The 26,212-nt window shown below is 69.6% G+C and carries 20 protein-coding genes; 13 read left to right on the top strand and 7 right to left on the bottom strand.

Translation table 11 applies throughout. The features are described from left to right. Nucleotides 1-38: 38 nt before the first annotated feature. Nucleotides 39-2,084 (bottom strand): glycogen debranching protein GlgX, encoded by a 2,046-nt coding sequence (gene glgX, locus ITJ61_RS11860; RefSeq protein WP_228496658.1) that lies wholly within the window; start codon nucleotides 2,082-2,084, stop codon nucleotides 39-41. 195 nt (nucleotides 2,085-2,279) lie between these two features. Here glgX and ITJ61_RS11855 point away from each other — a divergent pair, with 195 nt between their 5' ends. The 7 genes from ITJ61_RS11855 to nagB all read left to right on the top strand — a co-directional run bounded on the left by ITJ61_RS11855 (nucleotide 2,280) and on the right by nagB (nucleotide 10,504). Then, nucleotides 2,280-2,582 (top strand): DUF427 domain-containing protein, encoded by a 303-nt coding sequence (locus ITJ61_RS11855; RefSeq protein WP_104243600.1) that lies wholly within the window; start codon nucleotides 2,280-2,282, stop codon nucleotides 2,580-2,582. 1,348 nt (nucleotides 2,583-3,930) lie between these two features. Continuing rightward, the gene (locus tag ITJ61_RS11850; RefSeq protein WP_194686277.1) at nucleotides 3,931-4,620 is read left to right on the top strand and encodes a DUF998 domain-containing protein; all 690 of its coding nucleotides are present in this window, start codon (nucleotides 3,931-3,933) and stop codon (nucleotides 4,618-4,620) included. Next, a complete protein-coding gene (locus ITJ61_RS20310) occupies nucleotides 4,617-5,846 on the top strand; it encodes a sensor histidine kinase (RefSeq protein WP_194686276.1) in 1,230 nt (409 codons plus the stop codon). The genes ITJ61_RS11850 and ITJ61_RS20310 overlap by 4 nt, the downstream gene beginning before the upstream one ends. Beyond that, complete coding sequence (locus ITJ61_RS11840) at nucleotides 5,843-6,505, top strand: response regulator (RefSeq protein WP_104342031.1); 663 nt, start codon at nucleotides 5,843-5,845, stop codon at nucleotides 6,503-6,505. The genes ITJ61_RS20310 and ITJ61_RS11840 overlap by 4 nt, the downstream gene beginning before the upstream one ends. A 306-nt stretch (nucleotides 6,506-6,811) precedes the next feature. Beyond that, on the top strand, nucleotides 6,812-7,528 hold the full coding sequence (locus tag ITJ61_RS11835) for a GntR family transcriptional regulator (protein WP_104244665.1): 717 nt from the start codon (nucleotides 6,812-6,814) through the stop codon (nucleotides 7,526-7,528). Between the two features lie 94 nt (nucleotides 7,529-7,622). Then, nucleotides 7,623-9,542, top strand: a complete 1,920-nt coding sequence (gene nagE, locus ITJ61_RS11830) for an N-acetylglucosamine-specific PTS transporter subunit IIBC (protein ID WP_104299996.1) — start codon at nucleotides 7,623-7,625, stop codon at nucleotides 9,540-9,542. A 179-nt stretch (nucleotides 9,543-9,721) separates the two neighbouring features. Next, complete coding sequence (gene nagB, locus ITJ61_RS11825) at nucleotides 9,722-10,504, top strand: glucosamine-6-phosphate deaminase (protein ID WP_194686275.1); 783 nt, start codon at nucleotides 9,722-9,724, stop codon at nucleotides 10,502-10,504. 1,197 nt (nucleotides 10,505-11,701) lie between these two features. Here the strand turns inward: nagB and nagA are convergent. Further along, nucleotides 11,702-12,847, bottom strand: coding sequence for an N-acetylglucosamine-6-phosphate deacetylase (nagA, locus tag ITJ61_RS11820; protein WP_194686274.1), 1,146 nt, complete (start codon nucleotides 12,845-12,847; stop codon nucleotides 11,702-11,704). A 314-nt stretch (nucleotides 12,848-13,161) separates the two neighbouring features. Here nagA and ITJ61_RS20305 point away from each other — a divergent pair, with 314 nt between their 5' ends. Then, the gene (locus ITJ61_RS20305; RefSeq protein WP_194686273.1) at nucleotides 13,162-15,486 is read left to right on the top strand and encodes a S8 family serine peptidase; all 2,325 of its coding nucleotides are present in this window, start codon (nucleotides 13,162-13,164) and stop codon (nucleotides 15,484-15,486) included. 175 nt (nucleotides 15,487-15,661) lie between these two features. On the opposite strand, the gene ITJ61_RS11810 is transcribed toward ITJ61_RS20305, so the two are convergent. Continuing rightward, nucleotides 15,662-16,288 (bottom strand): response regulator transcription factor, encoded by a 627-nt coding sequence (locus tag ITJ61_RS11810; protein WP_194686741.1) that lies wholly within the window; start codon nucleotides 16,286-16,288, stop codon nucleotides 15,662-15,664. Between the two features lie 107 nt (nucleotides 16,289-16,395). After that, entirely contained in the window at nucleotides 16,396-17,868 is a 1,473-nt protein-coding gene (locus ITJ61_RS11805) for a sensor histidine kinase (RefSeq protein ID WP_194686272.1), read from the bottom strand. Nucleotides 17,869-18,081: 213 nt separating this feature from the next. On the opposite strand from ITJ61_RS11805, the gene ITJ61_RS11800 reads away from it, so the two are divergent. Continuing rightward, complete coding sequence (locus ITJ61_RS11800) at nucleotides 18,082-18,453, top strand: nuclear transport factor 2 family protein (RefSeq protein ID WP_104305589.1); 372 nt, start codon at nucleotides 18,082-18,084, stop codon at nucleotides 18,451-18,453. Nucleotides 18,454-18,456: 3 nt separating this feature from the next. Here ITJ61_RS11800 and ITJ61_RS11795 read toward each other — a convergent pair whose 3' ends face one another. Continuing rightward, nucleotides 18,457-19,191 (bottom strand): VIT1/CCC1 transporter family protein, encoded by a 735-nt coding sequence (locus tag ITJ61_RS11795; protein WP_228496657.1) that lies wholly within the window; start codon nucleotides 19,189-19,191, stop codon nucleotides 18,457-18,459. A gap of 85 nt (nucleotides 19,192-19,276) precedes the next feature. Next, nucleotides 19,277-20,173, bottom strand: coding sequence for a MurR/RpiR family transcriptional regulator (locus ITJ61_RS11790; RefSeq protein ID WP_104305591.1), 897 nt, complete (start codon nucleotides 20,171-20,173; stop codon nucleotides 19,277-19,279). 171 nt (nucleotides 20,174-20,344) lie between these two features. On the opposite strand from ITJ61_RS11790, the gene ITJ61_RS11785 reads away from it, so the two are divergent. Genes ITJ61_RS11785 through ITJ61_RS11775 form a run of 3 tightly spaced genes read left to right on the top strand, consistent with a single transcriptional unit; the run spans nucleotide 20,345 to nucleotide 23,462 of the window. Continuing rightward, entirely contained in the window at nucleotides 20,345-21,745 is a 1,401-nt protein-coding gene (locus ITJ61_RS11785) for an MFS transporter (protein WP_104244687.1), read from the top strand. After that, a complete protein-coding gene (locus tag ITJ61_RS11780; protein WP_104305592.1) occupies nucleotides 21,742-22,257 on the top strand; it encodes a hypothetical protein in 516 nt (171 codons plus the stop codon). Before ITJ61_RS11785 ends, ITJ61_RS11780 begins: the two co-directional genes overlap by 4 nt. Next, nucleotides 22,254-23,462 carry a metal-dependent hydrolase family protein gene (locus ITJ61_RS11775; protein ID WP_194686270.1) on the top strand — a complete coding sequence of 403 codons (1,209 nt, stop codon included), beginning with the start codon at nucleotides 22,254-22,256 and terminating at the stop codon, nucleotides 23,460-23,462. The genes ITJ61_RS11780 and ITJ61_RS11775 overlap by 4 nt, the downstream gene beginning before the upstream one ends. Before the next feature lie 147 nt (nucleotides 23,463-23,609). On the opposite strand, the gene pdxY is transcribed toward ITJ61_RS11775, so the two are convergent. Then, the gene (gene pdxY, locus ITJ61_RS11770) at nucleotides 23,610-24,461 is read right to left on the bottom strand and encodes a pyridoxal kinase PdxY (protein ID WP_104244693.1); all 852 of its coding nucleotides are present in this window, start codon (nucleotides 24,459-24,461) and stop codon (nucleotides 23,610-23,612) included. A gap of 184 nt (nucleotides 24,462-24,645) precedes the next feature. Between pdxY and ITJ61_RS11765 the strand changes: the two genes are divergently transcribed. Beyond that, nucleotides 24,646-26,187, top strand: a complete 1,542-nt coding sequence (locus ITJ61_RS11765; protein ID WP_194686269.1) for a serine hydrolase domain-containing protein — start codon at nucleotides 24,646-24,648, stop codon at nucleotides 26,185-26,187. The last annotated feature ends 25 nt before the right edge of the window (nucleotides 26,188-26,212 follow it).

Raw genomic sequence — 26,212 nt, 5'->3', positions numbered from 1 at the left:
CAGCACGGACGCAGGGAGCGCCGGAGACGCAGCGACCGTCAGCGCTCGGCCGGCGAACGCAGCAGCGTGAACGAGCCCTCCTTGACCATGAGCGTGGTCACCGGGTCGCTGACGCGCTGCTCGTCGTCGCTCGAGAGCGCCAGCTCCCAGGTGCCGTGAGGTGCCTCGGGAACCGTGAACTCGACGGCGTTCTCCGCCGCGTTCAGCAGCAGGGCGAACGAGTCGGCGCCGACGTGCGAGAACACGAACGCGATGGAACGCGCATCCGGGTTCTCCCAGTCCGCGTCGTCGAAGCCACGCGCGTCGGAGCGCAGTACGTCCACGGTGTCATCGGCACCCGTATCCGGTGCCTGGCGGAACCAGACCGGCCGCAGTGCGGGATGCTCGGCGCGCAGCGAGAGCAGCGTCCGCGTGAACTCGAGCAGCTCGGCGTCGACCGCCTCCCAATCGAACCAGGAGATCTCGTTGTCCTGGCAGTAGGCATTGTTGTTGCCGCCCTGCGTGCGGCCGAGCTCGTCGCCGCCGAGGATCATGGGCACACCCGCCGAGAGGAGCAGCGTCGCGAGCAGGTTGCGGCGCTTGCGGGCGCGGCGCTCGTTCACCGCCTCGTCCTCGGTGGGGCCCTCCGCACCGCCGTTCGCCGAGCGGTTGTCGCTCTCGCCATCCTGGTTGTCCTCGCCGTTCGCCGCGTTGTGCTTGTCGTTGTACGCGGTGAGGTCGGCGAGCGTGAACCCGTCGTGCGCGGTGATGAAGTTCACGCTCGACAGCGGTGAGCGGCGGCTCGCCTCGTACACGTCAGGTGAGCCGAGGATGCGCTGCGCCGTCGTGCCGAGGGTCGCGTCGCTGCCGTTCCAGTAGTCGCGGGCGTCGTCGCGGAACTTGCCGTTCCACTCCGACCAGTCCGCGGGGAATCCGCCCACCTGGTACCCGGCCGTGTCCCACGGCTCGGCGATCATCTTGACCGGCGCGAGCACCGGATCCTGCTGGATGAGCGTGAGGAAGGCGCTGTGCAGCTCCGCGTCGCCGCCCTGACGTGTGAGGGTCGTGGCCAGGTCGAAGCGGAACCCATCGACGTGCATCTCGCTCACCCAGTACCGCAGCGAGTCCATGATGAGCCCGAGCGCCGCAGGGTGGCCCACGTTCACGCTGTTGCCCGTTCCGGTGGTGTCGAAGTAGTGGCTCTCATCGCCCTCCACCAGGCGGTAGTAGGCGGCGTTGTCGATGCCCTTGAACGACAGCGTCGGCCCCAGGTGGTTGCCCTCAGCCGTGTGGTTGTAGACCACGTCGAGGATCACCTCGAGGCCAGCGGCGTGGAGGGCCTTCACGAGCTCCTTGAACTCGGCGACCTGGCCGCCGCCGTCGCCAGCGGCCGCATAGTCGCCGTGCGGGGCGAAGAAGCCGATCGAGTTGTAGCCCCAGTAGTTGCGCAGCCCCTTCTCCTCGAGGTGGCTGTCCTGCACGAACTGCTGCACGGGCAGCAGCTCGACCGAGGTCACGCCGAGGTCGACGAGGTGCTTGATGGCCGCCGGGTGCGCGAGGCCCGCGTACGTTCCGCGGATCTCCTCAGGCACCTCCGGGTGCAGCTGCGTGAAGCCCTTGACGTGCACCTCGTAGACGACCGTCTTGTCGAGGGGGACACGCGGCGAAACGTCGTCGCCCCAGTCGAAGCTGGGATCGGCGACGACGCTCAGGGGAACCGAGCCTGCCGAGTCGGTGTCGTCGCGCCGCTCCGGCTCGTTCATGTCGTGGCCGAACACCGACTGCGACCACGCGTACTGGCCCTCGATCGCCGTGGCGTGCGGGTCGAGCAGCAGCTTGTTCACGTTGTGGCGGAGGCCACGCTCCGGGTCCCATGGACCATCGACGCGCAGCCCGTAGCGGGAGCCGACCTGCAACTCGTCGACGAAGCCGTGGAAGACGTGGCCCGTGCGGTGCTCGAGGCGCGTCCGGGTCTCAGCCCCAGCCTCGTCGAAGGTGCACACATCCACAGAATCTGCAGTCTCGGAGTACACCGCGAAGTTCGATCTGCCGTCGACGGTGCTGAAGCCGAGCGGATACGGGCGGGAGGGTTCGGAGTTCGACAACGGGGGACCTTCCAATGGCGGGGGAGCTGGGGCCCGGCGCGGATCCCCGCCGCTGAGAGTAGGGCAGGCGATCGGCGTCGCTGCCGACGTTCTCCCAGGTACGAGCGACGCGCATCCACGCACATCACCCTTCTCCCAGCTGACGGGGCGACGCTTCCCGTCTACCCACTCGCTATTCGTCGAAGGAAGACCACCATGAAGGCAACTGTCAACGGAACCGTCATCGCCGAAGCGCCCGAGTCGGAGCTCGTCGGCATCGAAGGCAACCACTACTTCCCGCCGTCGTCGTTGCACTCCGAGTCGTTCACGAAGAGCGACACGCAGTACACGTGCCCGTGGAAGGGACACGCGCAGTACTGGGACGTCGTCGTCGACGGCGCCACGCACCGTGACGCGGCCTGGAGCTACCCGGAGCCGTTCGACGGCTCGACCGAACGCGTCGGCCACGACTTCGCCGGCTACGTCGCCTTCGATAAGTCGCAGGTCAGCCTCGGCTGACCGTGCCGCGCCCCGCCTCGCGCCGCCCCGCGCCCCGTGAAAAGGTCACTTTCGACCCATCGGAGGGCTGAGGATGGGCGGAAAGTGACCTTTTCGGGGCGGTGGGACCGCCGGGTCGCGTCCGCCTGCGTGCCCGCGTCCGTCTCCGCACCCGTCTCCGCGTCCGCACCCGGATCCCCATCCGTCTCCGGACGCACCTCGGCCTCCGCGAGAAGGTCACTTTGGGCCCTCCGGAGGGCTGCGGATGGGCGGAAAGTGACCTTTTTCGGGGCGGTGGGACCGCGAGGTGAGCCCCGGCCCGCGTGACCGCCGGGCCGCGTTCGCCTGCGTGCCCGACTCCGCATCCGCCTGCCTGTCCGCGTCCGAGTCCGCCTCTGCGTCCGCACCCGCACGCGCACCCGTACCCGCATGCGCGTCCGCGTCCGCACCCGGATCCCCATCCGCCTCCGGACGCACCTCGGCCTCCGCGAAAAGGTCACTTTCGACCCGTCGAAGGGCTGCGGATGGGCGGAAAGTGACCTTTTCGGGGCGGTGGGACCGCGAGGTGAGCCCCGGCCCGCGTGACCGCCGGGTCGCGTCCGCCTGCGTGCCCGCGTCCGAGTCCGCCTCTGCGTCCGCACCCGCATGCGCGTCCGCGTCCGAACTCGGATCCCCATCCGCCTCCGGACGCGCCTTGGCATCCGCGAAAAGGTCACTTTAGGCCCTCCGGAGGGCTGGGGATGGGCGGAAAGTGACCTTTTTGCGGTGGTGAGGCCGCGAGGTGAGTCGAGGACCGCCGGGTCGCGTCCGCCTGCCTGTCCGCGTCCGAGTCCGCGTCCGCCTCCGAGTCCGCACCCGCATGCGCGTCCGCGTCCGCACCCGGATCCCCATCCGCCTCCGGACGCACCTCGGCCTCCGCGAAAAGGTCACTTTGGGCCCTCCGGAGGGCTGCGGATGGGCGGAAAGTGACCTTTTTCGGGGCGGTGGGACCGCGAGGTGAGCCCCGGCCCGCGTGACCGCCGGGCCGCGTTCGCCTGCGTGCCCGAGTCCGAGTCCGCCTCCGCACCCGTCTCCGTCTCCGTCTCTGCGTCCGCGCCCGGCTCCGCACCCGGATCCCCATCCGCCTCCGGACGCGCCTCGGCCTCCGCGAGAAGGTCGCTTTGGGCCCTTCGGAGGGCTGCGGATGGGCGGAAAGTGACCTTTTCGGGGCGGTGGGACCGCGACGCGAGCCCCGGCCCGCGTGACCGCCGGGCCGCCTCCGCACCCGCCTCCGCCTGCGGCCTTCAGCCCGCGGGCCCGCTGCTCGTACCCAGGTATGAGAAATCGAGCCTTCGCTCAATTCCCGCCCGCGAATTCCTAGCGTGAGGGGATGCTTGCGCACAGACTCACCGAAGCAGAGCGGACCCCCACGACGCCGACCGCGATGTGGCTGGCGGCCGCGATCCTCCTCGTGAGCGTCGCGACGATCTGGTTCACAAGATCGCAGGTGACGGAGCAGGTGTATGTCAGCGGATTAGGTGCCACGGGCATGCCAACGGCCGACGTCTTCAACATCGCTCTGCTCGGAATCGGCGTTGGCGCGCTCCTCGGGGCCCCGTCGTTGCACGGCATCCGATCACGGCTGCGCTGGTTGAGCTGGAGCGCATCCGGCACCCTCGTCGCCACGGCGCTGGCGTTCGTGGGGGCATCCCAGGTGACCTGCACGTACGGCTGCCCCATCCCGTTCACGCCGGGCTCGACGCTGCAGGACCTCGTTCACATCGTCTTCGCCGCGACGGGCTTCACCGGGGCTGCCGTCGTCATGGTGCAGCTCGCGACGAGCTCGCTCCCGCGCCTGACGCGGCTCGTCGCCTGGGGAGCTGCGGGCGCGACCGGCCTCGTCGCGGCCGCGGGCGCATCCCTCTCGCTCCTGCGGTTCCGGACGGATCTCGGCGCGACCCTCGAGTTCGTCGCCATGACCGTCGGGGTCGTCTGGCTGGCTGGCGTCCTCGTGCGACAGGCTCTCATTCCCGCCGAACGAGCCCGCGCTACGGTGTTGCCCGTGAGCGTGCTTTCGTGACCGAGCCCAGCGAGGGGCAGCCGACCAGGGCGTCGCGATTCACGCTCGGAGACGCCGCGCTCCTGGCCGTGTACGTGCTCTTCAACGGGTCGATCCTCGGGTGGCAGGCCCTGTACGTCGGCATCCCCGTGGGTGCTCTCGCTCCCGAGCTCGTCATGCTCGCGGTGGGGTGCATCGCCATCTCCCTGCGCCGCGCCGCGCCCGCCGTCGCGATCTCCGCCGCGGCCCTCACCTTCGCGCTGGCGGTGCCGCTGCAGCTCCCCGTCGACCTCTTCGTGCTCGCCGTCGTGACCTACTCGATCGCGGCGGGCGGCACGCCCCGCGTGGGGATCTTCTCGTGGGTCGGCCTCAGCCTCGTCGCCGCGATCAGCGCGTCCACCCTCCGGCTCGTCGTCGACGATCCGCCGCTCGTCGGACGCTGGCAGGTCGACCTCCTCCTCATCCTCGGCGTCGGGGTCGCGGCCCTCCTCATCGGTCTCGCGGTCGGGATGCGCCGCAGGTTCATCGCCTCCCTCATCCAGCTCGCCGAGGAGCTCACGATCGAACGGGACCGCTCCGCTCAGCTCGCGACGCACGCCGAGCGAGCCCGCATCGCCCGCGAGGTGCACGACATCTTCTCGCACGGCCTCCAGGTGATCGTGAGCAGCGCCGACGGCGCCTCGGCGGTCCTGGACCGCGACCCTGACCAGGCTCGAGGGCTGCTGGCCGCCATCTCCGACACGGGGCGACGCTCGATGCGCGAGGCACGCACCGTGTTCTCGCTGCTCAACGACGCCGAGACTCCCGCCGACCCTGCACCGCAGCCGTCGCTGGACGCGCTGCCGGAGTTCATCGACCGCTCCCGCGACGCCGGGCTCGACGTGCGCTTCACGGAAGAGGGCACTCCTGATCTCGACGCCACGCGCCAGCTCGTCGCCTACCGGGTCACGCAGGAAGCGCTCACGAACACGCTCCGCCATGCTGGTCGCGACGCTCGTGTCGATGTGACGCTGACCCACTCGCCGTCCGGTTCGTGTCTCGAGGTCGTCGACGACGGGCCGCCGAGCGGAGCGCCGCTCGGCGCAGCGAGCCGCGGCTCGGGCTCCGGCCTCATCGGGATGCGGCAGCGGCTGGACATCGTGGCAGGCATGCTCGAGGCCGGCCCCCGAGCGCATCATCCCGGCTGGCGCGTTCGGGCCGTGATCCCGTCCGTCGCCGCCTCTGCGGGGAAGGGGCTCCCGTCGTGAAGATCCGCGTCGCTCTCGTCGATGACCAGGACCTGGTCCGAACCGGCTTCCGCCTCGTCCTCGAAGCGGACGGCGACTTCACCGTCGTCGGCGAGGCATCCGGTGGCCGCGCGGGTGTGGCGCTCGCCGCCCGAACGCGGCCGGATGTCGTGCTGATGGATGTGCGGATGCCCGACCTCGACGGCATCGCCGCGACCCGAATGATCGTCCGTGACAGCCCGGTCCGCGTGATCGTCCTGACCACGTTCAACAGCGACTCCTCGGTCACGCAGGCGCTGCACGCCGGCGCGAGCGCCTTCCTGCTGAAGGATGTGCGCCCGGCCGAGCTCATGCAGGCCATCCGTGACGTCCACGCGGGCGACTTCGTGCTGCCCCCGGCGCTGGCGCGGGACGTCGGGGAGCTCACAGACCCCGACGCCGCTCGCACGCTTCCTCCCGGCGGGGCACCCGAGCTGAGTGTGCTCTCGCCGCGAGAGCTCGAGGTGCTCATCGCGATCGGCCAGGGCCTGAGCAACCCCGAGATCGCGGTCGAGCTGTTCCTCAGCGAGTCGACCGTGAAGTCGCACGTCGGACGCATCCTCGCGAAGCTCGAGCTCCGCGATCGCGTCCAGGCCGTGATCCTCGCGCACCGCGCCGGCCTCGTCGGCGGTGGTGCCTAGGGTCGGTCGATCCGGCGCTGGTTCCCATCCGCCGCCCCGCCCCGCCGCCCCGCCCCGCCGCCCCGCCCCGCCGCCCCGCCCCGCCGGCCCGCCGCGCCCCGCCCCGTCATCCCGCGATCCCGTCACCCCGTCGCCCCGCGATCCCGCGATCCCGCGAAAAGGCCACTTTCCGCCCTTCCGAGGGCTGGGGATGGGCGGAAAGTGATCTCTTCGGGGCGGTGAGACCGCGAGCCGAGCCAAGGGTGTGCCGAGCCGAGGCGCTGCGGTCGTCGTACCCGGGCCCGGACGCGATGGGATACTGGCGGGATGGCACGCGTCAGTGGTTCAACAGCTCTCGAGGGCGTTCGCGCCCTCGCCGCATCGCTCTCCCCGGGCGAGTTGCTGCCGTCGGAACGCACGCTCTCAGCACAGCTGGGGGTGGCTCGCATGACCGTCCGAGCGGCGATCGATGTCCTCGAGCGTGAGGGGCTCGTCCGCACGAAACGCGGTATCGGCACCGAGAAGCTCGCCCCGCCCGTCTCCCTGCAGGTTCGGCTGCGGTCGTTCGCGAGCGCCGTCCGCGAGCACGGGATGCGCGCCGAGACGCGGGTGCTCTCGTTCGTTCGGAGCACGGAGCGCCCGGCCGAGGTGGAAGAGCACCTGCAGCTCCCGCCGGAAGCTGAGACCATCCACCTGCGCAGGCTGCGACTCGGCGATGACCGTCCGCTCGCGCTCGAGGACGAGTGGCTGCCAGCGGCCCTGGTGCCGCAGCTCGACGAGGAGACGGCCAAGGGGAGCCTCTACGAGATGCTCGAGACACTCGATCTGCTGCCGACGGAGGGGGTCGAGGTCGTCACGGCCACGCTGCCGAGCCCCGAGGAGATCGAGGTGCTCGGCATCGCCGCGAGCTACCCGGTCCTGCGTCTCACTCGCGCCGCGATCGCCCGCGGCCTGCCCATGTCGTACTCGCGTGCGACGTTCCCCGCGGATCGTTTCGAGCTCACGTTCCCGCTCCAGGAGCGCCTCACGCTGCCCTTCTCCTGACGCAAACCGAACCACCGGCGAACTCTGGTCTATACCAGGGCGGATTTTCCAAGTAGAGTCCCCCTAACTTTTCCTTTGACCATGGAGTCACGCCATGAAATATCTCCAGAAACTCGGCAAGTCGCTCATGCTGCCGGTGGCTGTCCTGCCGGTAGCGGCGATCCTGTCCGGTATCGGGTACTGGATCCTCAATACGGCAGGCGAGAACTTCGTTCAGGCCTTCTTCACCGCTGCAGGTGGCGCGCTGCTCGACAACCTGCCCCTGCTCTTCGCGCTCGGCGTGGCAATCGGAATGGCATCGAAGCCAGACGGTACCGCCGCGCTCGCGGGGCTCGTATCGTGGCTCGTCGTCACGCGGCTCCTCAGCCCTGAGACGGTCGCGACGCTGCAGGGCATCCCGGTTGAGGATGTCAACATCGGCTTCGGGCGCATCGAGAACGCCTTCGTCGGCATCATCTGCGGTCTCATCGGCGCGTACTGCTACGACAAGTTCAAGGACGTCCAGCTGCCGGCCGCCCTGTCGTTCTTCTCGGGCAAGCGCTCCGTCGCGATCGTCACGACAGGTGCATCCCTCGTCGTCGCACTCGTGCTCTACTTCGTGTGGCCGGTGCTGTTCGGCGGCCTCGTCTCGTTCGGTGAATGGATGGTCGGGCTCGGCCCGGTCGGCGCCGGCCTCTACGGCTTCTTCAACCGCCTGCTCATCCCGCTCGGCCTCCACCACGCGCTCAACGCGGTGTTCTGGTTCGACGTCGCCGGCATCAACGACCTCGGCAACTTCCTGAACGGCACGGGCACGGCAGGCGTCACCGGCCAGTACATGACCGGCTACTTCCCGATCATGATGTTCGGTCTGCCCGGTGCGGCGCTCGCGATGTACCTCACGGCCAAGACCAACCGCCGCAAGGTCACCGCGGGCATCCTGCTGTCCGGTGCCTTCGCGTCGTTCTTCGTCGGCGTCACCGAGCCGCTCGAGTTCGCGTTCATGTTCCTCGCACCGGCGCTGTACGTGGTCCACGCGATCTTCACCGGCATCTCGATGTTCATCATGGCGCTGCTGCCGGTGCGCATGGGCTTCGGCTTCTCTGGCGGGTTCATCGACCTCATGCTCGGCTGGGTCAACCCCCTGGCGCAGAATCCGTGGGCGATCTTCCTGGCCGGCGCCATCTGGTTCGTCATCTACTTCGTCTCGTTCTACTTCATCATCAAGCGCTTCGACCTGAAGACGCCGGGGCGCGAAGACGAGGAGGTTGAAGTGGATGAGACATCGACAGGGTCGTCGAAGTTCCTCAACCAGGCATCAGCGATCCTCAAGGGTCTCGGTGGCAAGGACAACGTGCTCGAGCTCGACAACTGCGCGACGCGGCTCCGCATGGAGATCGCCGACGTGTCGAAGGTGGATGATGCGGCCATCCGTCGTGCTGGTGCCGCCGGCATCATGAAGCCGGGCGGAAAGTCGGTGCAGGTCATCTACGGCCTCGAGGTGCAGTTCGTGAAGGATGCGATGGAGGACCTCATCGCAGGCCGGGTCGAGGCGCCTTCCGCGCCCGTCGCGGTGGCGGATGCCACGGTGGCCGCGCCGTCGCAGGGTGGCGTCGCCACGAAGACCGTGCTCACCGTGCGCCAGCCGGTTGCCGGTCGCGTCGTTCCGCTCTCCGAGGTTCCGGATGCGACGTTCTCCCAGGGGATCATGGGTTCTGGGGTCGCGGTCGAGCCCACGGGCGACACCGTGTGGGCGCCGGCGGACGGCACCGTCGCGCACATCTTCCCGACGAGTCACGCGGTCGCGTTGAAGCTCCGTGATGGCACCGAGCTGCTGGTCCACGTCGGTGTGGACACCGTGGAGATGAAGGGTGAGGGATTCGAGACGCTTGTCGCTGTCGGCGATGAGGTCGTGGAGGGCACGCCGCTCCTTCGGTTCGACCTCGACGCGATCCGCGCGGCTGGGCATCCTGCCGTGACTCCGGTCATCGTGCTCGGGGGTGGCGACGTCGAGCTGAGGCTGCGCCAGGACTGAGTTCTCGCTCTGATTCGTGGGGTGGGCTGCCGGATCGGCAGCCCACCCCGCTGTCCTTGGTGGACTAGACCACGCGTCGGTTTCCCGGTAGTGTCATCCGCAACACGCCTCGCCGATCCGGCCGCACGTCCAGACTGGACTGAGGCGCCCCGATCGCCTTCGATCTCTAGGAGCAGCGCATGGAAGTTGTCATCATGGCCGGGCCGGCAGAGGTCGGCGCCTTTGCAGCTGGACGCATCGCGGACGTCGTCGCGGGCAATCCGGAAGCGGTGCTCGGCGTCGCCACCGGTTCCAGCCCCCTGGAGACCTACCGCTCGCTCGCCGACCGACGCGCCGAAGGCCTCGACTTCAGCCGAGTGAGCGCATTCGCCCTCGACGAGTACGTCGGCATCGCCAGGTCGCACGCCGAGTCGTACCACGCCGTGGTCGGCCGCGAGGTGGTCGAGCCGCTCGGCCTCGACCCCGCGCGGGTGCACGTGCCGGATGGCCTCGCGGCCGACCTCGACGCCGCCTGCGAGGACTACGAGGCCAAGATCGCCGCCGCTGGAGGCGTCGACGTGCAGCTCCTCGGCATCGGGGCGAACGGACACATCGGATTCAACGAGCCCACGTCCTCGCTGTCCTCCCGCACGCGCGTGAAGACGCTCGCCCCCAAGACGCGCACCGACAACGCGCGCTTCTTCGACAAGCCGGAGGACGTGCCGGTGCACTGCCTCACGCAGGGGCTCGGCACCATCCTCGACGCGCGCAGTGTCGTGCTCGTCGCGCAGGGTGCGTCGAAGGCGCGCGCGGTGGCCGCGATGGTCGAGGGGCCCGTCTCCTCGATGTGGCCGGGCTCCGTGCTGCAGCTGCACCGCCGGGCGACGATCGTCATCGACGAGGCCGCGGCCGCCGAGCTCACCATGGCCGACTACTACCGGTACACGGTCGAGCACCGAGCCGGCGTCCAGCCCGAGGCGTAGCCCTCGAGGGCGGCCGCCGCGCCCTATCGTCCGCTGCGACGAGGCTCGCCGTCGGCGTCGCGAACGTGGCGTCGCGGAAACCTCGGCTTATCGTCGGCGTATCGGCGTATCGGCCTATCGGCGGGGATGCGGCCGCGGCGCATCCGCCGCTTGCTCTGGCGCGCGTGGTCGAGTGACGCTGATGGGTTTTCGCGACGCTGATGGGTTTCTCGGATGCGCGTGATGGGTTTTGCCGACCGGTGATGGGTAAAAACCCATCACAGTCACCCAAACCCATCACGCGCCTCAGGATGACGGGGGTCGCGCCGACGCAGCGCGAAGGTGGCACGGGTGGGAACCTCGGCTTTTCGGCGGCTGCGACCGGGCGACATTCGGGTGGCAGCTGCGGCCTTCACTGCTCCCTCGGTGGGGCGACATCCGGGGACAGCTGCGGCTTGCGGGTTCCTCGGTGGGGCGACATTCGGGGACGGTTGCGGCATTCGGGTTCCTCGGTGGGGCGACATTCGGGGACGGTTGCGGCATTCGGGTTCCTCGGTGGGGCGACATTCGGGGACGGTTGCGGCATTCGGGTTCCTCGGTGGGGCGACATTCGGGGACGGCTGCGGCATTCGGGTTCCTCGGTGGGGCGACATTCGGGGACAGCTGCGGCACTCGGCTTCCTCGGCTGGGCGAGAGCCTGGGGACATTTGCGGCCTTGCGCTCCCTGGGCGGGAAACGGCTGCGGTGCATCCGTTGCCTGCTCTGACGCGGCAGGTCGCGCGTGGTCGAGTGACGCTGATGGGTTTTCGCGACGCTGATGAGTTTCTCGGATGCGCGTGATGGGTTTTGCCGACCGGTGATGGGTAAAAACCCATCACGGTCGCCGAAACCCATCACGCGCCTCAGGATGACGGGGGTCGCGCCGACGCAGCGCGAAGGTGGCAGGGACGGCAGGATCACCGCTGGCAGGTGCGGCAGGGTGGTGCGCGCGGTGCCTGCGGTGCCCGCAGTGCCTGCGGTGCCTGCGGTGCCTGCAGTGCCTGTGGTGCGCGCGGTGCCTGTGGTGCGCGCGGTGCCTGCGGTAGCCCGCAGTGCCTGCAGTGCCTGCGGTGCCCGCAGTGCCTGCGGTGCCTGCGGTGCCTGCGGTGCCTGCGGTGCCTGCGGTGCCTGCGGTGCCCGCAGCGCCGGCGGCCAGCGCTGCGTGGGGGCGGGCGTCGCTCAGCGAACCCACTCGCCGCGACGCATGACCCGCTGCACGCCGAGCGACTGGTCCAGTACGACGAGATCCGCCGAGTATCCCGGCAGCAACGACCCGACCTTCTCGAGGCCGAGGGCGGTCGCCGGCGTTGTCGACGCGGCCCGCACCACGTCGACGAGCGGCAGTCCGGCCACGGCCACCGCGTACTGCACCGCTCGCGCCATCGTGAGCGTCGATCCGGCGATCGCGCCGCCCTGCGTGAGGCGGGCGACTCCGCCGCGCACCTCGACGTCGAGCGAGCCCAGCGTGTAGTCGCCATCGTGCATGCACGCGGCCGACATCGCGTCGGTGACGAGCATGAACTGGTGCGGCTTCGCTACTGCGGCGAGACGGAGGGCCGCAGGATGCACGTGGGTGCCGTCCGCGATGAGCTCGATCACCGCATCCGGGTGCTCGAGCAATGCTGTGGCGGGGCCGGGTTCGCGGTGGTGCAGTCCGCGCATCGCATTGAAGAGGTGCGTGCCGACCGTTGCACCGTTGTCGAGCGCTTCGCGGGCGATGTCGTAGGAGGCGTCGGTGTGTCCGATGGCGGCGACGACCCCGGCGTCGGTCAGCGCCTTGATGGTGTCGAGACCACCGGGCAGCTCGGGGGCGAGCGTGACCATGCGCACCTGCCCGCGCCCTGCCGCCAGCAGCGCAGCGAGATCGCGACTGTTCGGCTCGATGAGGTGCTGCTGCGCGTGGGCGCCCGGATGCTCGCGGCTCAGCCATGGCCCCTCGAGGTGGATGCCCGCGAGGATGCCCTCCTCCACGAGGGTCGCGAGCGCCGCGACCGAGTCGCACATCGCGCCGATCTCGTCGGTGACGAGGCTCGCGACGAGCGAGGTGGTGCCCTGCTCGAGATGCGTGCGCACCGCTGTCTTCGCCGCGAGTGCGCCGCGTCCGTCGCCCGCGCCGGCTTCGTCGAACCCCGCGCCGCCTCCACCGTGCACGTGGCCATCGACGAAGCCGGGCGCGATCGTCGCTTCCCCGAGTTCGACGATGTCGCCGGAGTCCGAGGGGGGCCGCCCCGAGCCCACACGCTGCACGACGGTTCCCTCGATCTGCACCCACCCGGGCGAGAGGTGGCTGTGCGGCGTGATGACGTTCGCGGCGCTGACGATCATTCTGCTCGCTCCGTCTGTTCGGTCCTGCTCACTGGTCTGTACCAGTTGTACTTTTGCTCGTGTGGACGTCGGTGTCAAGTCGGGAAGAGGGGGAGCGCGGCTCTTGGGCGGCGTCGACAGCGACCGCCGAGGCCAGCGTTTCCCGGCCCGCGACGAGCCCGCGGATCTCGGCGAGGCGTGCGCGCTTTCGCCCGCGCCTTCCAGTAGCGGAAGTGCCGCCGCATCTGCCATTCTTGGCTCCAGTTCCATCAGCACCATCAGTTCCTGTTCCAGCCCCCGCTCCTGTTTCAGTGCCTACTCCCTGAGGTGACTTGGTGAATTCTGCTCGTACTCTCCCGCGCCTCACAGCTGCTGTCGTCGCTGCCGGACTCGTCTTCGGCGGATTCGGGGTCGGAGCAGCGTCGGCTGCCCCGGCGACCGATGACAGCGACAAGCTGTCGGGAAGGCTGACCGCCCTGGCGGCCGTCGACGTGTCCGCTGACCCTGCGGCAGCGGAACAGCAGCTCGCAGCGGCAACGCCGACGCAGCTCGCGCTGCCGGAGTCTGGCCCGGCGAGCCTGCAGCTGAGCGGCGGCAGCGTCGCGGTCACCGTCTACTACTCGACACCCCCGCTGGCCGCCGATATCGACGCACTCGCTGCGCTCGGCACCATCGACGCGGTCGCCGCGAAGTACCTCGTGATCGGAGCGACGGTTCCGGCGGGCAATCTCGAAGCCGTCGCAGGGCTTGCGAACGTGCAGTCGGTGCAGGAGACTCTCTCGCCGGTGTCCAGCGGTTCCGCGTGGGATGCGGCCAACGCTCTGACGGTGGCGGAGCCGACGACGGAACCGACGGCGGAGCCGACGACGGGACCCGCTGTGGAACCCACCACCGAACCGGATGCGGACCCCAGCGCATCCGCTGACACCTGCCGCGCGGTGCCGGCCAACCTCACCGAGCCCCTCAATGTTCCCCTCGCGCGAGACCTGTATGGCGTGGATGGTGAGGGGGTGCGCATCGGGATCATCTCCGACTCGTACGACCATGCGACCGTGACGCTGCCGTCGACACCGGACGAGGATGTGGCCGCGGGCCTGCTCCCGGGAGCCGACAACCCGTGCGGCTACACGCAACCCGTTGAGGTCGTGGTCGAGAGCGCGGCCCCGAGCACCGACGAGGGGCGCGGCATGGCCCAGCTGGTCCACTCCATCGCACCCGGCTCGACGCTGCTGTTCGCGTCCGGCAGCGGAGGGCAGGCTGGCTTCGCAAACGCCGTCGAACGTCTCTCAGAGGCCGGGGCCGACATCATCGTCGACGACCTCGGATACTACGACGAGACGATGTTCCAGGACGGAGTCGCCGCCAACTCCGTCAACGATGCGGTTGCGCTCGGCATCCCCTTCTTCACCGCCGCTGGCAACGACACGATCGTCGGCAGCCTCGGCGAGAGCGAAGGTCGCATCATCTCCTCATGGGAGGCACCCGCCTACCGGCCGACGGCCTGCCCGGCTGCTGTCGCCGAGAACCTCGACCAGTTCGACATCACCAGCGCCGACTGCATGGACTTCGACCCGGGCGCGGGCGAGGACCCCACGAACACGCTGACCTACCCGGACCTCGCCGCCTACGACGTCAACGCCCTGTTCATGTTGCAGTGGGCTGAACCCGCTGGGGCCGCCACCAGCCGCCTCGTGGTCGCCGTCACCGACGCCGCCGGCGAGCTCGTCGCGGGCAGCCCCCTCCCCGCGGCAGGCTCGCCCGTGCAGCTCGCGGGCTTCCAGCCCACCGGCGGCGACTACAACTACACGATCGTTCGAGACACCAGCGATGGTGTACCGGCTCTCAACCCGCGGGTGAAGACGATCTTCCCGAGCAGCTACCTCCGGGCCGCCGAGTACTCCGCGGGCACCGGCGGCGACATCGTCGGGCCCTCGATCTACGGACACGCCGGCACGCCCCGAGCGTTCAGCGTCGCGGCCGCCAACGCTGCCACACCGACGGAGCTCGAGAACTTCAGCGGCACCGGGCCCATGACGCTGTACTTCGAAGCGTTCCCGAGCACAGACGCGCTGCCCGAGCCCATCTCTGGTGCGCCGACGCTCACCTCGCTCGACGGAGGCTGGACGAACTTCTTCGGAAGCGCAGTCCAGGGCGCTGAGGGCGTCTACTCGTTCACCGGCACCTCGGCTGCTGCACCGTCGGCGGCAGCAGTTGCGGCGCTCGGGATGCAGCTCCGCCCGGGCATCACGGAGCAGGAGCTGCGGGCCGCGATCACGGCAACTGCCGAACCTATCGGCAGCATCCATGAGTTCGTCAGCGTCGCGGACTCGGCCGGGGCCGGGCTCGTCGACGCGGCCGCGTTCCTCGCAGCGCTGCCCGCGCCGACGCCGACGCCGACCCCGACGCCGACGCCGACTCCGACGCCGACCCAGACGTCGACTGCCGTCCCGGTCACGCCGACGGCGGTGCCGGTTCCCGGAGTCGAGACCCACACTCCCGTGGCGACGAGTGCGACCTCGACTCCAGTGGCCACCGGGGAGCTCGCGCAGACCGGCGTCGACTCGTCGCCTGCGCTCGTGGCTGCGATCAGCGCCCTCGCGATCGCGATCGGCATCGCCGTGACGCTCGCGAGCGCCCGCAGGAAGCTCGACAACAGGTAGGGCCCGTCGCCGCGCGTCCCACGTCCCGCCGGCGCGCGTCCCACGTCCCGTCGCCGGAGTCCGAGCAGAGTTGTGGCGCGGTGCTGTTCGTGAGCGCGCGCATCGCACTTTGCCACAACTCTGGTGGGGCCGTGGGGCCGTGGGGTCGTGGGGCCGTGGCGGACGGGCGCGTTGGCTACCCGGTGACGAGGCGGTGCTCGTAGGCGAACACGACGATCTGGGCGCGGCTCGACAGCTCGAGCTTCGCGAGCACGTTGCGGACGTGCGTCTTCACGGTCGCCTCGCTCACGAACGCGGCGGCCGCGATCTCGCTGTTGCGCAGCCCCTTCGCGGCGAGGAGGAAGATCTCCCGCTCTCGAGGGGACAGTGCGGCGATCGCGACGTCGGGGCGTGGGGCGAACGTGGCCGGTTCCGGGGCCGGAGACGCCCCGCGAGCGATGCGCCCCACCGGCATCGCCGGGGCATCGCCCGCGTGCACGGCGCGGATCGTGTCCAGCAGCATCTCGGGCGTCGCATCCTTCGTGACGTACGCGCTCGCGCCGTTGTGCATGGCCTGCAGCACCGCCTCGTCCTGCCTGAACGTGGTCAGCATGACGACGCGCGGGCGCGGGCCCGTCTCGTCGGCGTACGGGGCTGCCTCCAGGATGCGCCTGGTCGCGGCGATTCCGTTGAGGCCGGGCATGCGGATGTCCATGAGCACCACGTCGGGGCGTTCTCCGACGACGAGCTCCACGGCTTCCTCGCCGTCGCTTGCCGTGCCGACCAGCTCGAGGTCGGGCTGAGATTCCACGAGCATGCGCATGCCGTAGACGAACAGCTCCTGGTCATCCACGAGGGCGATGCGGATGCGCGGGTCTGAGTCTGATCGAGCGGCGCGGATGTCCACGGGCTGGGTGGCGGTGTCGTCGCTCACTGCGCGTCCTCCTTGCGGCTGGCGGCGAGGTGGGCGTCCTCGGTCGCAGCGACCCGCGGCACGATGTCCTGCGTCGGGATGAAGGCCGTCACCACGAAGACCTGGCGCTCTTTCGCCTCGCCGTCGCTCGGCTCGGCCCCCGCGGTCAGCCAGCCGCCCGCGAGGCGCGCACGCTCGCGCATTCCCGTCAGCCCGAGGCCGCTGCGCTGCGGCGGATCCTCTGCGGAACCCGAACTGCTGGCCCCGGTGCTGACGATGTTGAGGGAGAGCCCGGCGCCGCGCCAGTCGAGGGAGACCGTTGCCGACGCTTCGGAGCCCGCGTGCTTCATCGCATTCGTGAGGCTCTCCTGCACGATCCGGAACACGCTCAGCTCCTGCACCTGGGAGAGCCGCTTGCGTTCGCCGAGGTGTCGCAGCTCGACCTCGAGCCCGGCGTCGCAGGCCTGATCGATGAGGGCGCCCAGCTCATCGAGCTTCGGCTGCGGGGCGGAGCCCGCCCCGCCGATGTCCTCGAGGAGGCCCTGCAGTTCGAGGAGCGTGCTCCGAGCGTTGTCGGCGATCTTCTGCAGGTCGTCGGCGGGTTCGCCCCGCGACTCGCGAAGCAGCCTAGAGCCATCCGCCATCGAGATCGTCACGGTCAGCGAGTGCGCGAGCACGTCATGCACTTCGCGAGCGATGCGGGACCGTTCGTGCAGCACGAGGACCTCCGTGGAGGACGCAGACAGCTCCTCCGTCAACGCGGTGCGCATGGCGCGTTCGCGCGCCCACTTGATCGCGAACTGGGTCGAGGTGCCGAGTGCCCAGGCCAGGACGGTCAACGCGACGAACACCAGCGCCAGCTGGGCAGCCGACGAGAGCAGGAGCTCGGGCATGGGTGGCGCGACCGTCACGCCGGCGATCTGTCCGTCTGGCCCGGTCATCAGCTGCACCATGCTCTCCTGCATGGTCAGGTCGATCTCTCCGAGGCCCAGGTTGCGCGCCATATCCTGGGCGCCGTCCTGGAAGAACAGCTCACCGCTCGCGGAGTAGCGCTCGACACCGGCTCCGTAGCTCCCGGTCCAGAGCAGCCACTGCCCGAGGTAGACCAGCATGAACGCAAGACCGGCCGCATGGGCCACGCCTGCTGCAAGCGATCCCCAGGTGAGTGCGCCTCGCGAGCGAACGGTAACGAGGAACACGATGAGGGGCATGGCGAGGTGCACGGGCCAATCGTTTGCCGAGGCCATGGGCAGCATCCCCGACAGCTGCAGGACCGGGACCAGCAGCCCCATGCCCAGGGCGACCCGCGGGAAGCGTCGCGAGATGCCGATGGCAACGCCGTAGATGACCGGTGCCGCGTAGAACGGCAGGTGGCTGTTCCACCGCCCAACCTCCGCGAAACACCACAGTGCGACGAAGAGCGCACCCACCGCGGGCTCGAGAAGCCAGCGCAGTCGGGCGGTGGAGAGGCGATCGAGGATTCGGAGCATGCTCACCAAGCTAGGGGCGATTCCGGTCGGGGAGGGCGACGTGGGCGCCTGCGGTGTCCCGTTTCATCCGAAGGGGTGAGCGGCGGCGGTGCTCGCGGCGCTGATGCCGCGCATCCGCACCCGTGATGTGCGCTTCGGGCCGTCGGCGGCCAAGCTGGAATCGCCAGCGTCGGCACCGGCGCGCCCCGCGAACCGAAGGTCGTGACCCCACCGATGACTGACAACCGCGCCGCATTCGAGCACTTCGTCGAGCTGTTCTATACGCGCAAGCGCGTGGCTGACGCCTTCGACTCCCTGGTCGCCTCCGACTACCGCCAGCACAACCCGAACATCGCCGACGGGCCCGCGGCTGCCGTCGAGGCGCTCACGCCGAAGTTCGACGGGTCGCCGGATGCGACGTTCAGCGTCGAGCGCATCATCGTCGACGGCGACCTGGCGATGGTGCACGTGCGTGCCTCCCGCCCCGGCGCCCCGGACGCGGCCGTCGCGGACATCTACCGCTTCGAGGGCGGCCGTATCGTCGAGCACTGGGACGTGCTCCAGCAGGTGCCGGCCACGAGCATCCACGACCACCCCATGTTCTGAGGCTCAGACCACGCCGGAGGTGCCGAGCAGCGAGCCGATCAGGAACGTCGCGCCGAGCGCGAGCGCGCCTCCGGCGACGACGCGGATGGTCGGTCGCAAGGGTGGGCTCTGCCCGATGCGAGCGCTGAAGTAGCCGGTCGCTGCTAGGGCGAGCAGTACGACGCCGAAGGTCCCTGGCACTCGGATGCTCTCGGGCAGGAGCAGGATCGACAGCAACGGCAGCAGTGCGCCGGTCGTGAAGGCGAGTGCGGATGCGCCGGCCGCGGCGAGCGGGCTCGCGACGGCTTCCTCACTCAGTCCGAGCTCGGTCTCGAGATGGGCGGCGAGCGCGTCTCGTGCCGTGAGCTCGATGGCCACCTGCTGCGCGGTCTCCGGGGTCAGCCCCTTCTGCTCGTAGAGGCCCGCGAGCTCGGCGAGCTCCTCCTCGGGCTCCTCTTCGAGCTCGCGACGCTCCTTCGCGATGAGCGCGTGCTGGCTGTCGCTCTGGCTGCTGACGGACACGTACTCGCCGAGCGCCATCGAGATCGCGCCGCCCACGAGTCCCGCGGCCCCCGCCGTGAGGATCGCGGGCGTCGCGGTGGTGGCCCCGGCCACGCCGACGACGAGCGCCGCGACCGACACGATGCCGTCATTCGCGCCGAGGACTCCGGCGCGTAGCCAGTTCAGGCGGCTGTGGATGGACGCGTCGTGCGGTTCGTTCGCGTGGGCGCCGGGGGCAGGCGCGGCGGGTGCGGTCATGGGCGTCATCCAAGCACGCAGGATGCCGTGTCTGAGCGGTTCGACGGTGGCGTTCTGGTGAGTGCGACCTTCGAAGACCTCGTGCCTACTCGGCTGCGCGCGGGTCGATGAGGATGTCGAGCTCGTTCCACAGCCGCTCGGCGGCGTCGATGCGCACCTTGGTGGCCTCTGGGTCGAGCTGCGCGAGCGTTGCGACGAGGCCCTGCTGCACCGCCATGGGAACGGTGAGCGACGGGAAGAACGATGTTCCCTCTGCGGGGATCTTGATGAGGTCGTCCACGGCGCCCTCGAGCTGCGGGGGCAGGTAGTCGGTGAGCGCCACGACCGTCGCGCCCTGCCGGTGCGCGGCGTTCGCGGCCGCAACGATGGTGCGGTAGTGCCGCCAGTAGCTGCACACGATGAGCAGGTCCCCGGCCCCCATCTGGGCGACGCTGTTCGAGAGCGCGCTGTCGCGGTCGAGGAGCGCGTGCACGTGGTAGCCGGCGATCTGCAGATTGTGGACGAGCGCCTGGCCAACCGCGGCGAAGCTGCCCATCGCCGTGACGTGCACGCGCTTCGCCGACTGCACGGCCGACGCGACGCGGGCGATCGCGACGTCGTCGATGTCGCGCATCGTGGCCGCGAGCAGTGCGGCGTCGTTGCGCAGCGCGTTCTGGAACGGAGTGTCCGTGAGGCCGTGGATCTCGGCGATGTCGACCATCGAGAGCTGTGCGAGGTAGCGGGTTCGCAGGGCCTGCTGCAGGTCCGGCCAGCCCTTGAAGCCGAGCTGCTGGGCGAGGCGCGTCGTCGTGGACGCGCTCACCCTCGCCGACGCCGAGATCTCGGAGGCCTGCGCGTAGCTGGCGGCGTTGATGTTCGTGACGAGGTAGTTCGCCAGCTTCTGGCTGGTGGGGCCGAGATTGCTGCCGGCGAGGACGCCCCGCAGCCACGCGTCGGGGGAGAGTCGCGTCTCGTCGTCGGTGGGCGGTTCGACGGCTGGCATGTGTTCATTTCAGCACGGATCCGCTGGGGGTCGCGTGCCGCGGGTCGGTTCCCCGGACAATCCTGCAAGAGATTTCGCGCGAGTTACATTTTTGCAATCTCTGTTGCATGATGGATGCGGCTGGATCATGCTTTCTCGAACACCGACGTTCCGATCCCTCAGGAGACCCCGTTGTCACTCACAGCACGGCTCGATCGCCTGCCGATCAGCAAACCCCACTACGCGCTCCTCCTCATCGGCGGGCTCGGCTACACCTTCGACGGCATGGACGGCGCGATCGTCGCCTTCCTCATGCCGAGCGTCCGCGACGTCTTCAGCCTCGAGGCCGCGCAGCTCGGCCTCGTCGGCTCCGCCGCCCCCTTCGGGTTCCTCTTCGGGGCCCTCCTCGCCGGCTACCTCGGCGACAAGATCGGCCGCAAGAAGGTCATGATGTGGTCGCTGGTGCTGTACGCGGTCGCATCCCTCGTCGCGGCCCTCTCCTGGAACTTCGAGATCTTCCTCTTCATGCGCATCCTCGCCGGAATGGGAGCCGGAGCCGAGAGCGCCATCATCGCGCCCTTCCTCTCCGAGTTCGTGCCCAAGCACCGACGCGGCTGGTTCGTGGGCACGCTCGCAGGGTTCTTCTCCTTCGGGTTCGTCGCCGCCGCACTCATCGGCCGCTTCGTCGTCCCCGCGTCGGAGGACGGCTGGCGCTGGGCGCAGGTCCTCACCTTCCTGCCCATCGTCATGCTGCTCTGGTGGCGACGCTCGCTCCCCGAGTCGCCGCGCTACCTCGCCAGCGTCGGCAGGCACGCGGAAGCGGAAGCGGTGGTCGCGAGCTTCGAAGACCGAGTGCGTGCATCCACCGGCAAGGACCTCCCGGCCGTCGACCCGAACGCGCCAGAAGAGGAAGCGCCCGTCAAGTTCGGCTTCATCAAGGCCGTCAAGTTCCTGTGGGGCCGCACCATGTGGCGCATCACGGCGACGACCTGGCTCATCTGGTTCGTCATCACGTTCTCCTACTACGGCTTCTTCACCTGGATCCCGACGCTCCTCGTCGACCGCGGCATCGACGTGACGACGAGCTTCACGTACTCGCTCTACATCTACCTCGCACAGATCCCCGGCTACTTCAGTGCCGCGTACCTCAACGAGAAGCTCGACAGGAAGTTCACGATCGCGCTCTACCTCATCGGCTCCGCCGGTGCGGCACTGTGGATGAGCCAGGCCAACGACCCGATCATGGTCACGGTCGCCGGCATCGTCCTCTCGTTCTTCCTCAACGGCACCTACGCCGGCGTCTACGCCTACACGCCGGAGGTCTTCCCGACCTGGCTGCGCGCGACCGGCGTCGGGATGAGCTCGTCGTTCGGCCGCATCGGCTCGATAACGGCCCCCATCATCATCGGCACCTTCGCCGCCCAGTGGGGCTTCGTCGGAGTGTTCGGCATGACCACGACCGTGCTCGTCATCGGCGTCGCCTGCACGCTCCTCTTCGCCGTCCGCACCGCCGGGCGCTCGCTCGAGGACATCACGGGAAGCGGCAAGGGCACGGACAAGCAGGCAATCGAGAAGAAGGAGAGCAACGCATGACCCCGAATGGAGAACGAGTGCGCAACGGAGAACTCGGACGGAACAGCGAGGTGGCACTGGAAGCGGTGGATTGGGCGAGCATCCACCACACGATCGAGCAGGAGGTGGGGGTCGTGCTGTTCACGGTCCTTCGCTTCACCGAGGGCGGGGCCGTCATGGAGCGCATCTACTCGTCGCACGCCGACGAGTACCCGGTCGGCGGCACGAAGCAGGTCGCGACGCAGGTGTCCCCAGACTGGGTCGCCGCCTGCCGCGACTCGGGGGAGCCGTTCCTCGGTGCCACCCCGGCAGACCTCGACCGCATCTTCGACGACGCGAGCACGATCAAGGCCCTCGGCTGCGGCTCCATCCTCAACGTGCCCATCCTGGGCCCGGGCCCGGACGGCACCCCGCTCGCCACCGTCAACATGTGCGCCCCGGAGGGCACCTACACGCCGACGGCGCAGGAACGCGCCGTGCAGATCATCGACACCGGCGTGGAGAGCGCCGAGCAGCAGGGAGCATCCGCATGACCTCGAACCTGATCATCCGCAACGCCACGTGGCTCGACGTCGACGCGGGGGAGTACCGCACGGGCGACCTCTCGATCCGCGACGGGCGCTTCGAGCGGGTCGGTGGCCAGATCGAAGCGCAGGACGGCGTCGAGGAGCTCGACGCAGCCGGTCGATACCTCCTGCCCGGCCTCATCGACTGCCACGTGCACGTCACCGCCCACACAGCAGACCTGTCCTCGATGGGTGAGGAATCGCCGAACTACGTCGCGCTCCAGGCGGCGAAGCTCATGGGCGAGATGCTCGACCGCGGCTTCACGACCGTGCGCGACGTCGCCGGCGCCGACTTCGGCCTGCACGATGCGCAGGTCGATGGCCTCGTGCGAGGGCCGCGGCTCTTCTTCGGCGGCAAGGCGCTCTCGCAGACCGGCGGGCACGGCGACCCGCGCTCGCGGGGCCGCGACAGCCATGACGGCGAGTACACGTGCTCCCACATCGGCAGGGTCGTGGATGGCATCTCCGCCGTCCGGCACGCGGCCCGAGACGAGATCCGCCGCGGCGCGCACCACATCAAGATCATGGCCGGTGGCGGAGTCGCCTCGCCCACCGACCGCGTCGACTCCACGCAGTTCTCCGTCGAGGAGATCGAGGCCGTCGTCGAGGAGGCGACCGCCGCCAACCGCTACGTGACCGCACACGCCTACACGGCGCGCGCCATCAACCGCGCGCTCCGGGCAGGCGTGCGCGGCATCGAGCACGGCAACCTCCTCGACGACGAGTCGATCGAGCTCTTCCTCGAGCACGACGCCTACCTCACCATGAACCTCGTCACCTACTGGGCGCTCATGGAGGAAGGCCGCGAGCACGGCCTGCCGCAGGACAACTGGGTGAAGGTCTCCGACGTGCTCGAAGGCGGCAAGGTCGCGCTCGAGAAGGCCCACAAGGGTGGCGTCAACCTCTGCTACGGCAGCGACCTGCTCGGCGGCATGCAGCGCCACCAGGCCCGCGAGTTCGAGGTGCGCGCCGAGTTCATGCCCGTCATCGACATCATCCGCAGCGCGACGACCACGGCCGCCCGCCTGCTCCAGCGCGAAGGAGAGCTCGGCGTGATCGCGCCGGGCGCACACGCCGACCTGATCGCCGCATCCACCGACCCGCTCGACGACGTGAGCGTGCTCGCCGAGTCGCGCCTCGACTGGGTCATGCAGGGCGGGACGCGCGTCTAGGACGGCGGGCGCCGGCCGGCCCGGCGGTTCGGGGCTCGAGAGTTGTGGCGGAGTGCTGTCCGGGCGTCGACCGGATGCACTTCGCCACAACTTCGGACGCGAAGGACAGCCCGGGCGCGCGCGGGTACCCGGACACGCGTCAGCTGTCTAGCGAATCTCGCGCACCTCGAACTGCATGCGCGGGTTCGCGAACGCATCCTGAGCCGCGACGATCTGCAGCTCGCGCTCGCCGGAGTCGAGCGTGGTCTGCAGCAGATCGAAGACACTCGAGACGGTCGCGGAGAGTGCCTCGGCTGCCGAGCCCGACGTGCGGTAGTGCGCCGTGAAGAGGGCCGACGTGACATCGCCGGAGCCGTTCGCCTTGAACGGCAGGTACGGGGTCTGTACGATCCACGCCCCCGAATCGTCGACGGCCATCATCTCGATCGTGCCCTCAGGTCGGTCGGGTCGCTCGACGCTCGTGACGAGCACCGTGCGCGGCCCGAGGTCGCGGGCGCGCTGCACCGAGTCGAGGGTCTCCTCGATCGTCGCGGGTGTCGTGCGCGTGAGGAAACCCAGCTCGAACTGGTTGGGGGTGAGGATGTCGGCGACCGGCACGACCCGCTCACGGATCAGCTCCGGGATCGCGGGAGCGACGAAGCAGCCCGACTTCGCGTTGCCCATGACGGGGTCGCACGTGTAGCTCGCCGCCGGGTTGAGCTCCTTGGTGCGCTTGACCGCGTCGACGACGACATCCACGATCTCCTCGCCACCCAGGTAGCCAGACAGCACCGCGTCGACCTGGGCGAGCGCGCCGCGCTCCTCGATGCCGAGGATGACGTCGCGCACATCGGACGCAGGAAGGAGCGGACCGCGCCACGCGCCGTAGCCCGTGTGGTTCGAGAACACGACCGTCGAAACCGGCCACACTTCATGTCCGAGGCGCTGCAGCGGGAACACGGCGGCCGAGTTGCCCACGTGCCCGTAGGCGACCGACGACTGGATCGACAGGATCTTCATCCCCCGATCTTGCCACGCCGAGCGCTGCAGCGCGCTCGGGCGACGCCATGCGACGGGTTCGGCTGCTCGCCGCATCTCCCACGTGGGGCGGATGCATCTCCCGCCCACGGCCGAGGCCGGTGTCGGTGGCTGCCCATAGCGTTGGAGGACGGGACAGGAACACGGCCGAGAACTGGGGAAGCGAATGTCACACGAACGTCAGCAGGAGCACCCTGCCGGGGCGCCGCAGATCGCAGAAGCACCGCGAGGTCCGGCGAAGCGCATCCTCGTCATCACGGCACTCGTGGCAGGGATCGTCGCGGTGGTGCTCGGCATGGTGGTCGGCCCGCAGCGTCAGTCGCTCGGCACGCAGGTCACCGGCGATGAGGCGCTCGCGGCCAGGGTCGTGGAGGCGGTGGGCGGGCACGGCGGCTTCCGCTCCGTCGTCGTCGCCGAGGTCACACCGGAGAGCACGACGTGGGCCGGGGTGGGCAAGACGGGTGATGGCCGCAACGGGCCAGTGCCCACTAACGAGACGCTCTACGAGCTGGGTTCGGTCACGAAGACCTTCACCGCCGCGCTGTTCGCCGATGCGATCGAACGCGGGGAGGTGGGCGCCGAAGACCCGCTCTCGACGCACATCCCCGAGCTCGAGGGAACTCCGGCCGGCGAGGTGACGCTCGCGAGCCTCGCCCAGCACAGCTCAGGCCTCCCACGCCTCGGCCCCGCCTTCGCCATCGAGTCGCTCGCGGCTTCCCTCTCCGGAGGCAACCCCTACGGCCCGCAGACGCGCGACGCCATGATCACCGACGCGGCCTCCGCTCCCGTCGACCCCGCGCAGGGCCCCGTCTACTCGAACCTCGGAGTGGCGCTCCTCGGCACGGCCCTCGTCAACGCGTCTGGCGCCGAGAGCTACCCGTCGCTGCTCGAGGAGCGCGTGCTCGGGCCCGTCGGCATGCAGTCGACGAGCATCGCCACGACCGAGGCCGAGGTGCCGGCCGAGACCACCCCAGGCTTCCTCACCAACGGCGCTTCGACCGATCACTGGTGGGGCGAGGGGTACGCGCCGACCGGATCCTCGACGACAACCGACATCGACGACCTCGCCGCGTGGGCTGCCGCCAACCTCGACGGCTCCGCACCTGGAGCGTCGGCGCTCGAGCCGACTGCTCAGTTCGCCGAAGGCAGCGACATCGGCTGGGTCTGGCAGAGCACGCAGGTCACGAACCCCACGGCCGACTCGAACCCGACACTCACCTGGCACAGCGGCGGAACCGGTGGGTTCGCCTCCGTCGTCATGATCGACCGCGAAGCGCAGAGGGCGGTCGTCGTGCTGGGGAACACGCAGCAGGTCGTCGACCCCATCGCCGTGTCGCTGCTCAGCGGAGCCGAGGTGCCCGACCTCGGCGCGCAGGGCTCGCTCCTGCTGTGGGTGACGTTCGGATTCGCTGTGCTCGCCTCGGGTCTCGCCCTGCTCTTCGCGTTCCGCTCGAAGGCGGCGCTGCCCATCGTGAACTGGCTGCTGCTCGCCGCCGCGGGCCTCGTCAGCCTCTGGTTCGCTGGACCATGGGCGAGCGTCGGCGGCTGGGCGTTCGGGCTCGCTCTGGCACCAGCGCTCGCGGCGGTCGCGGTCGGCCTGCTGCGCTCTCCAGCGCTCCGCTTCCAGCCCAAGAGATGGGCCTGGCTCAGCTGGGTCGGCCTCGCCGTGGTGCTGCTCATCCTCGGGTCGACGCTGCTCGTCATCTGAGCTGAGACGTCAGTGCACCGGCGGG

Source organism: Pseudoclavibacter sp. VKM Ac-2888 (genome assembly GCF_015351285.1).
Taxonomy (GTDB): domain Bacteria; phylum Actinomycetota; class Actinomycetes; order Actinomycetales; family Microbacteriaceae; genus Pseudoclavibacter.
Note: the sequence above shows the minus strand (reverse complement) of the source record. Positions and strands in the feature narration are given on the sequence as shown.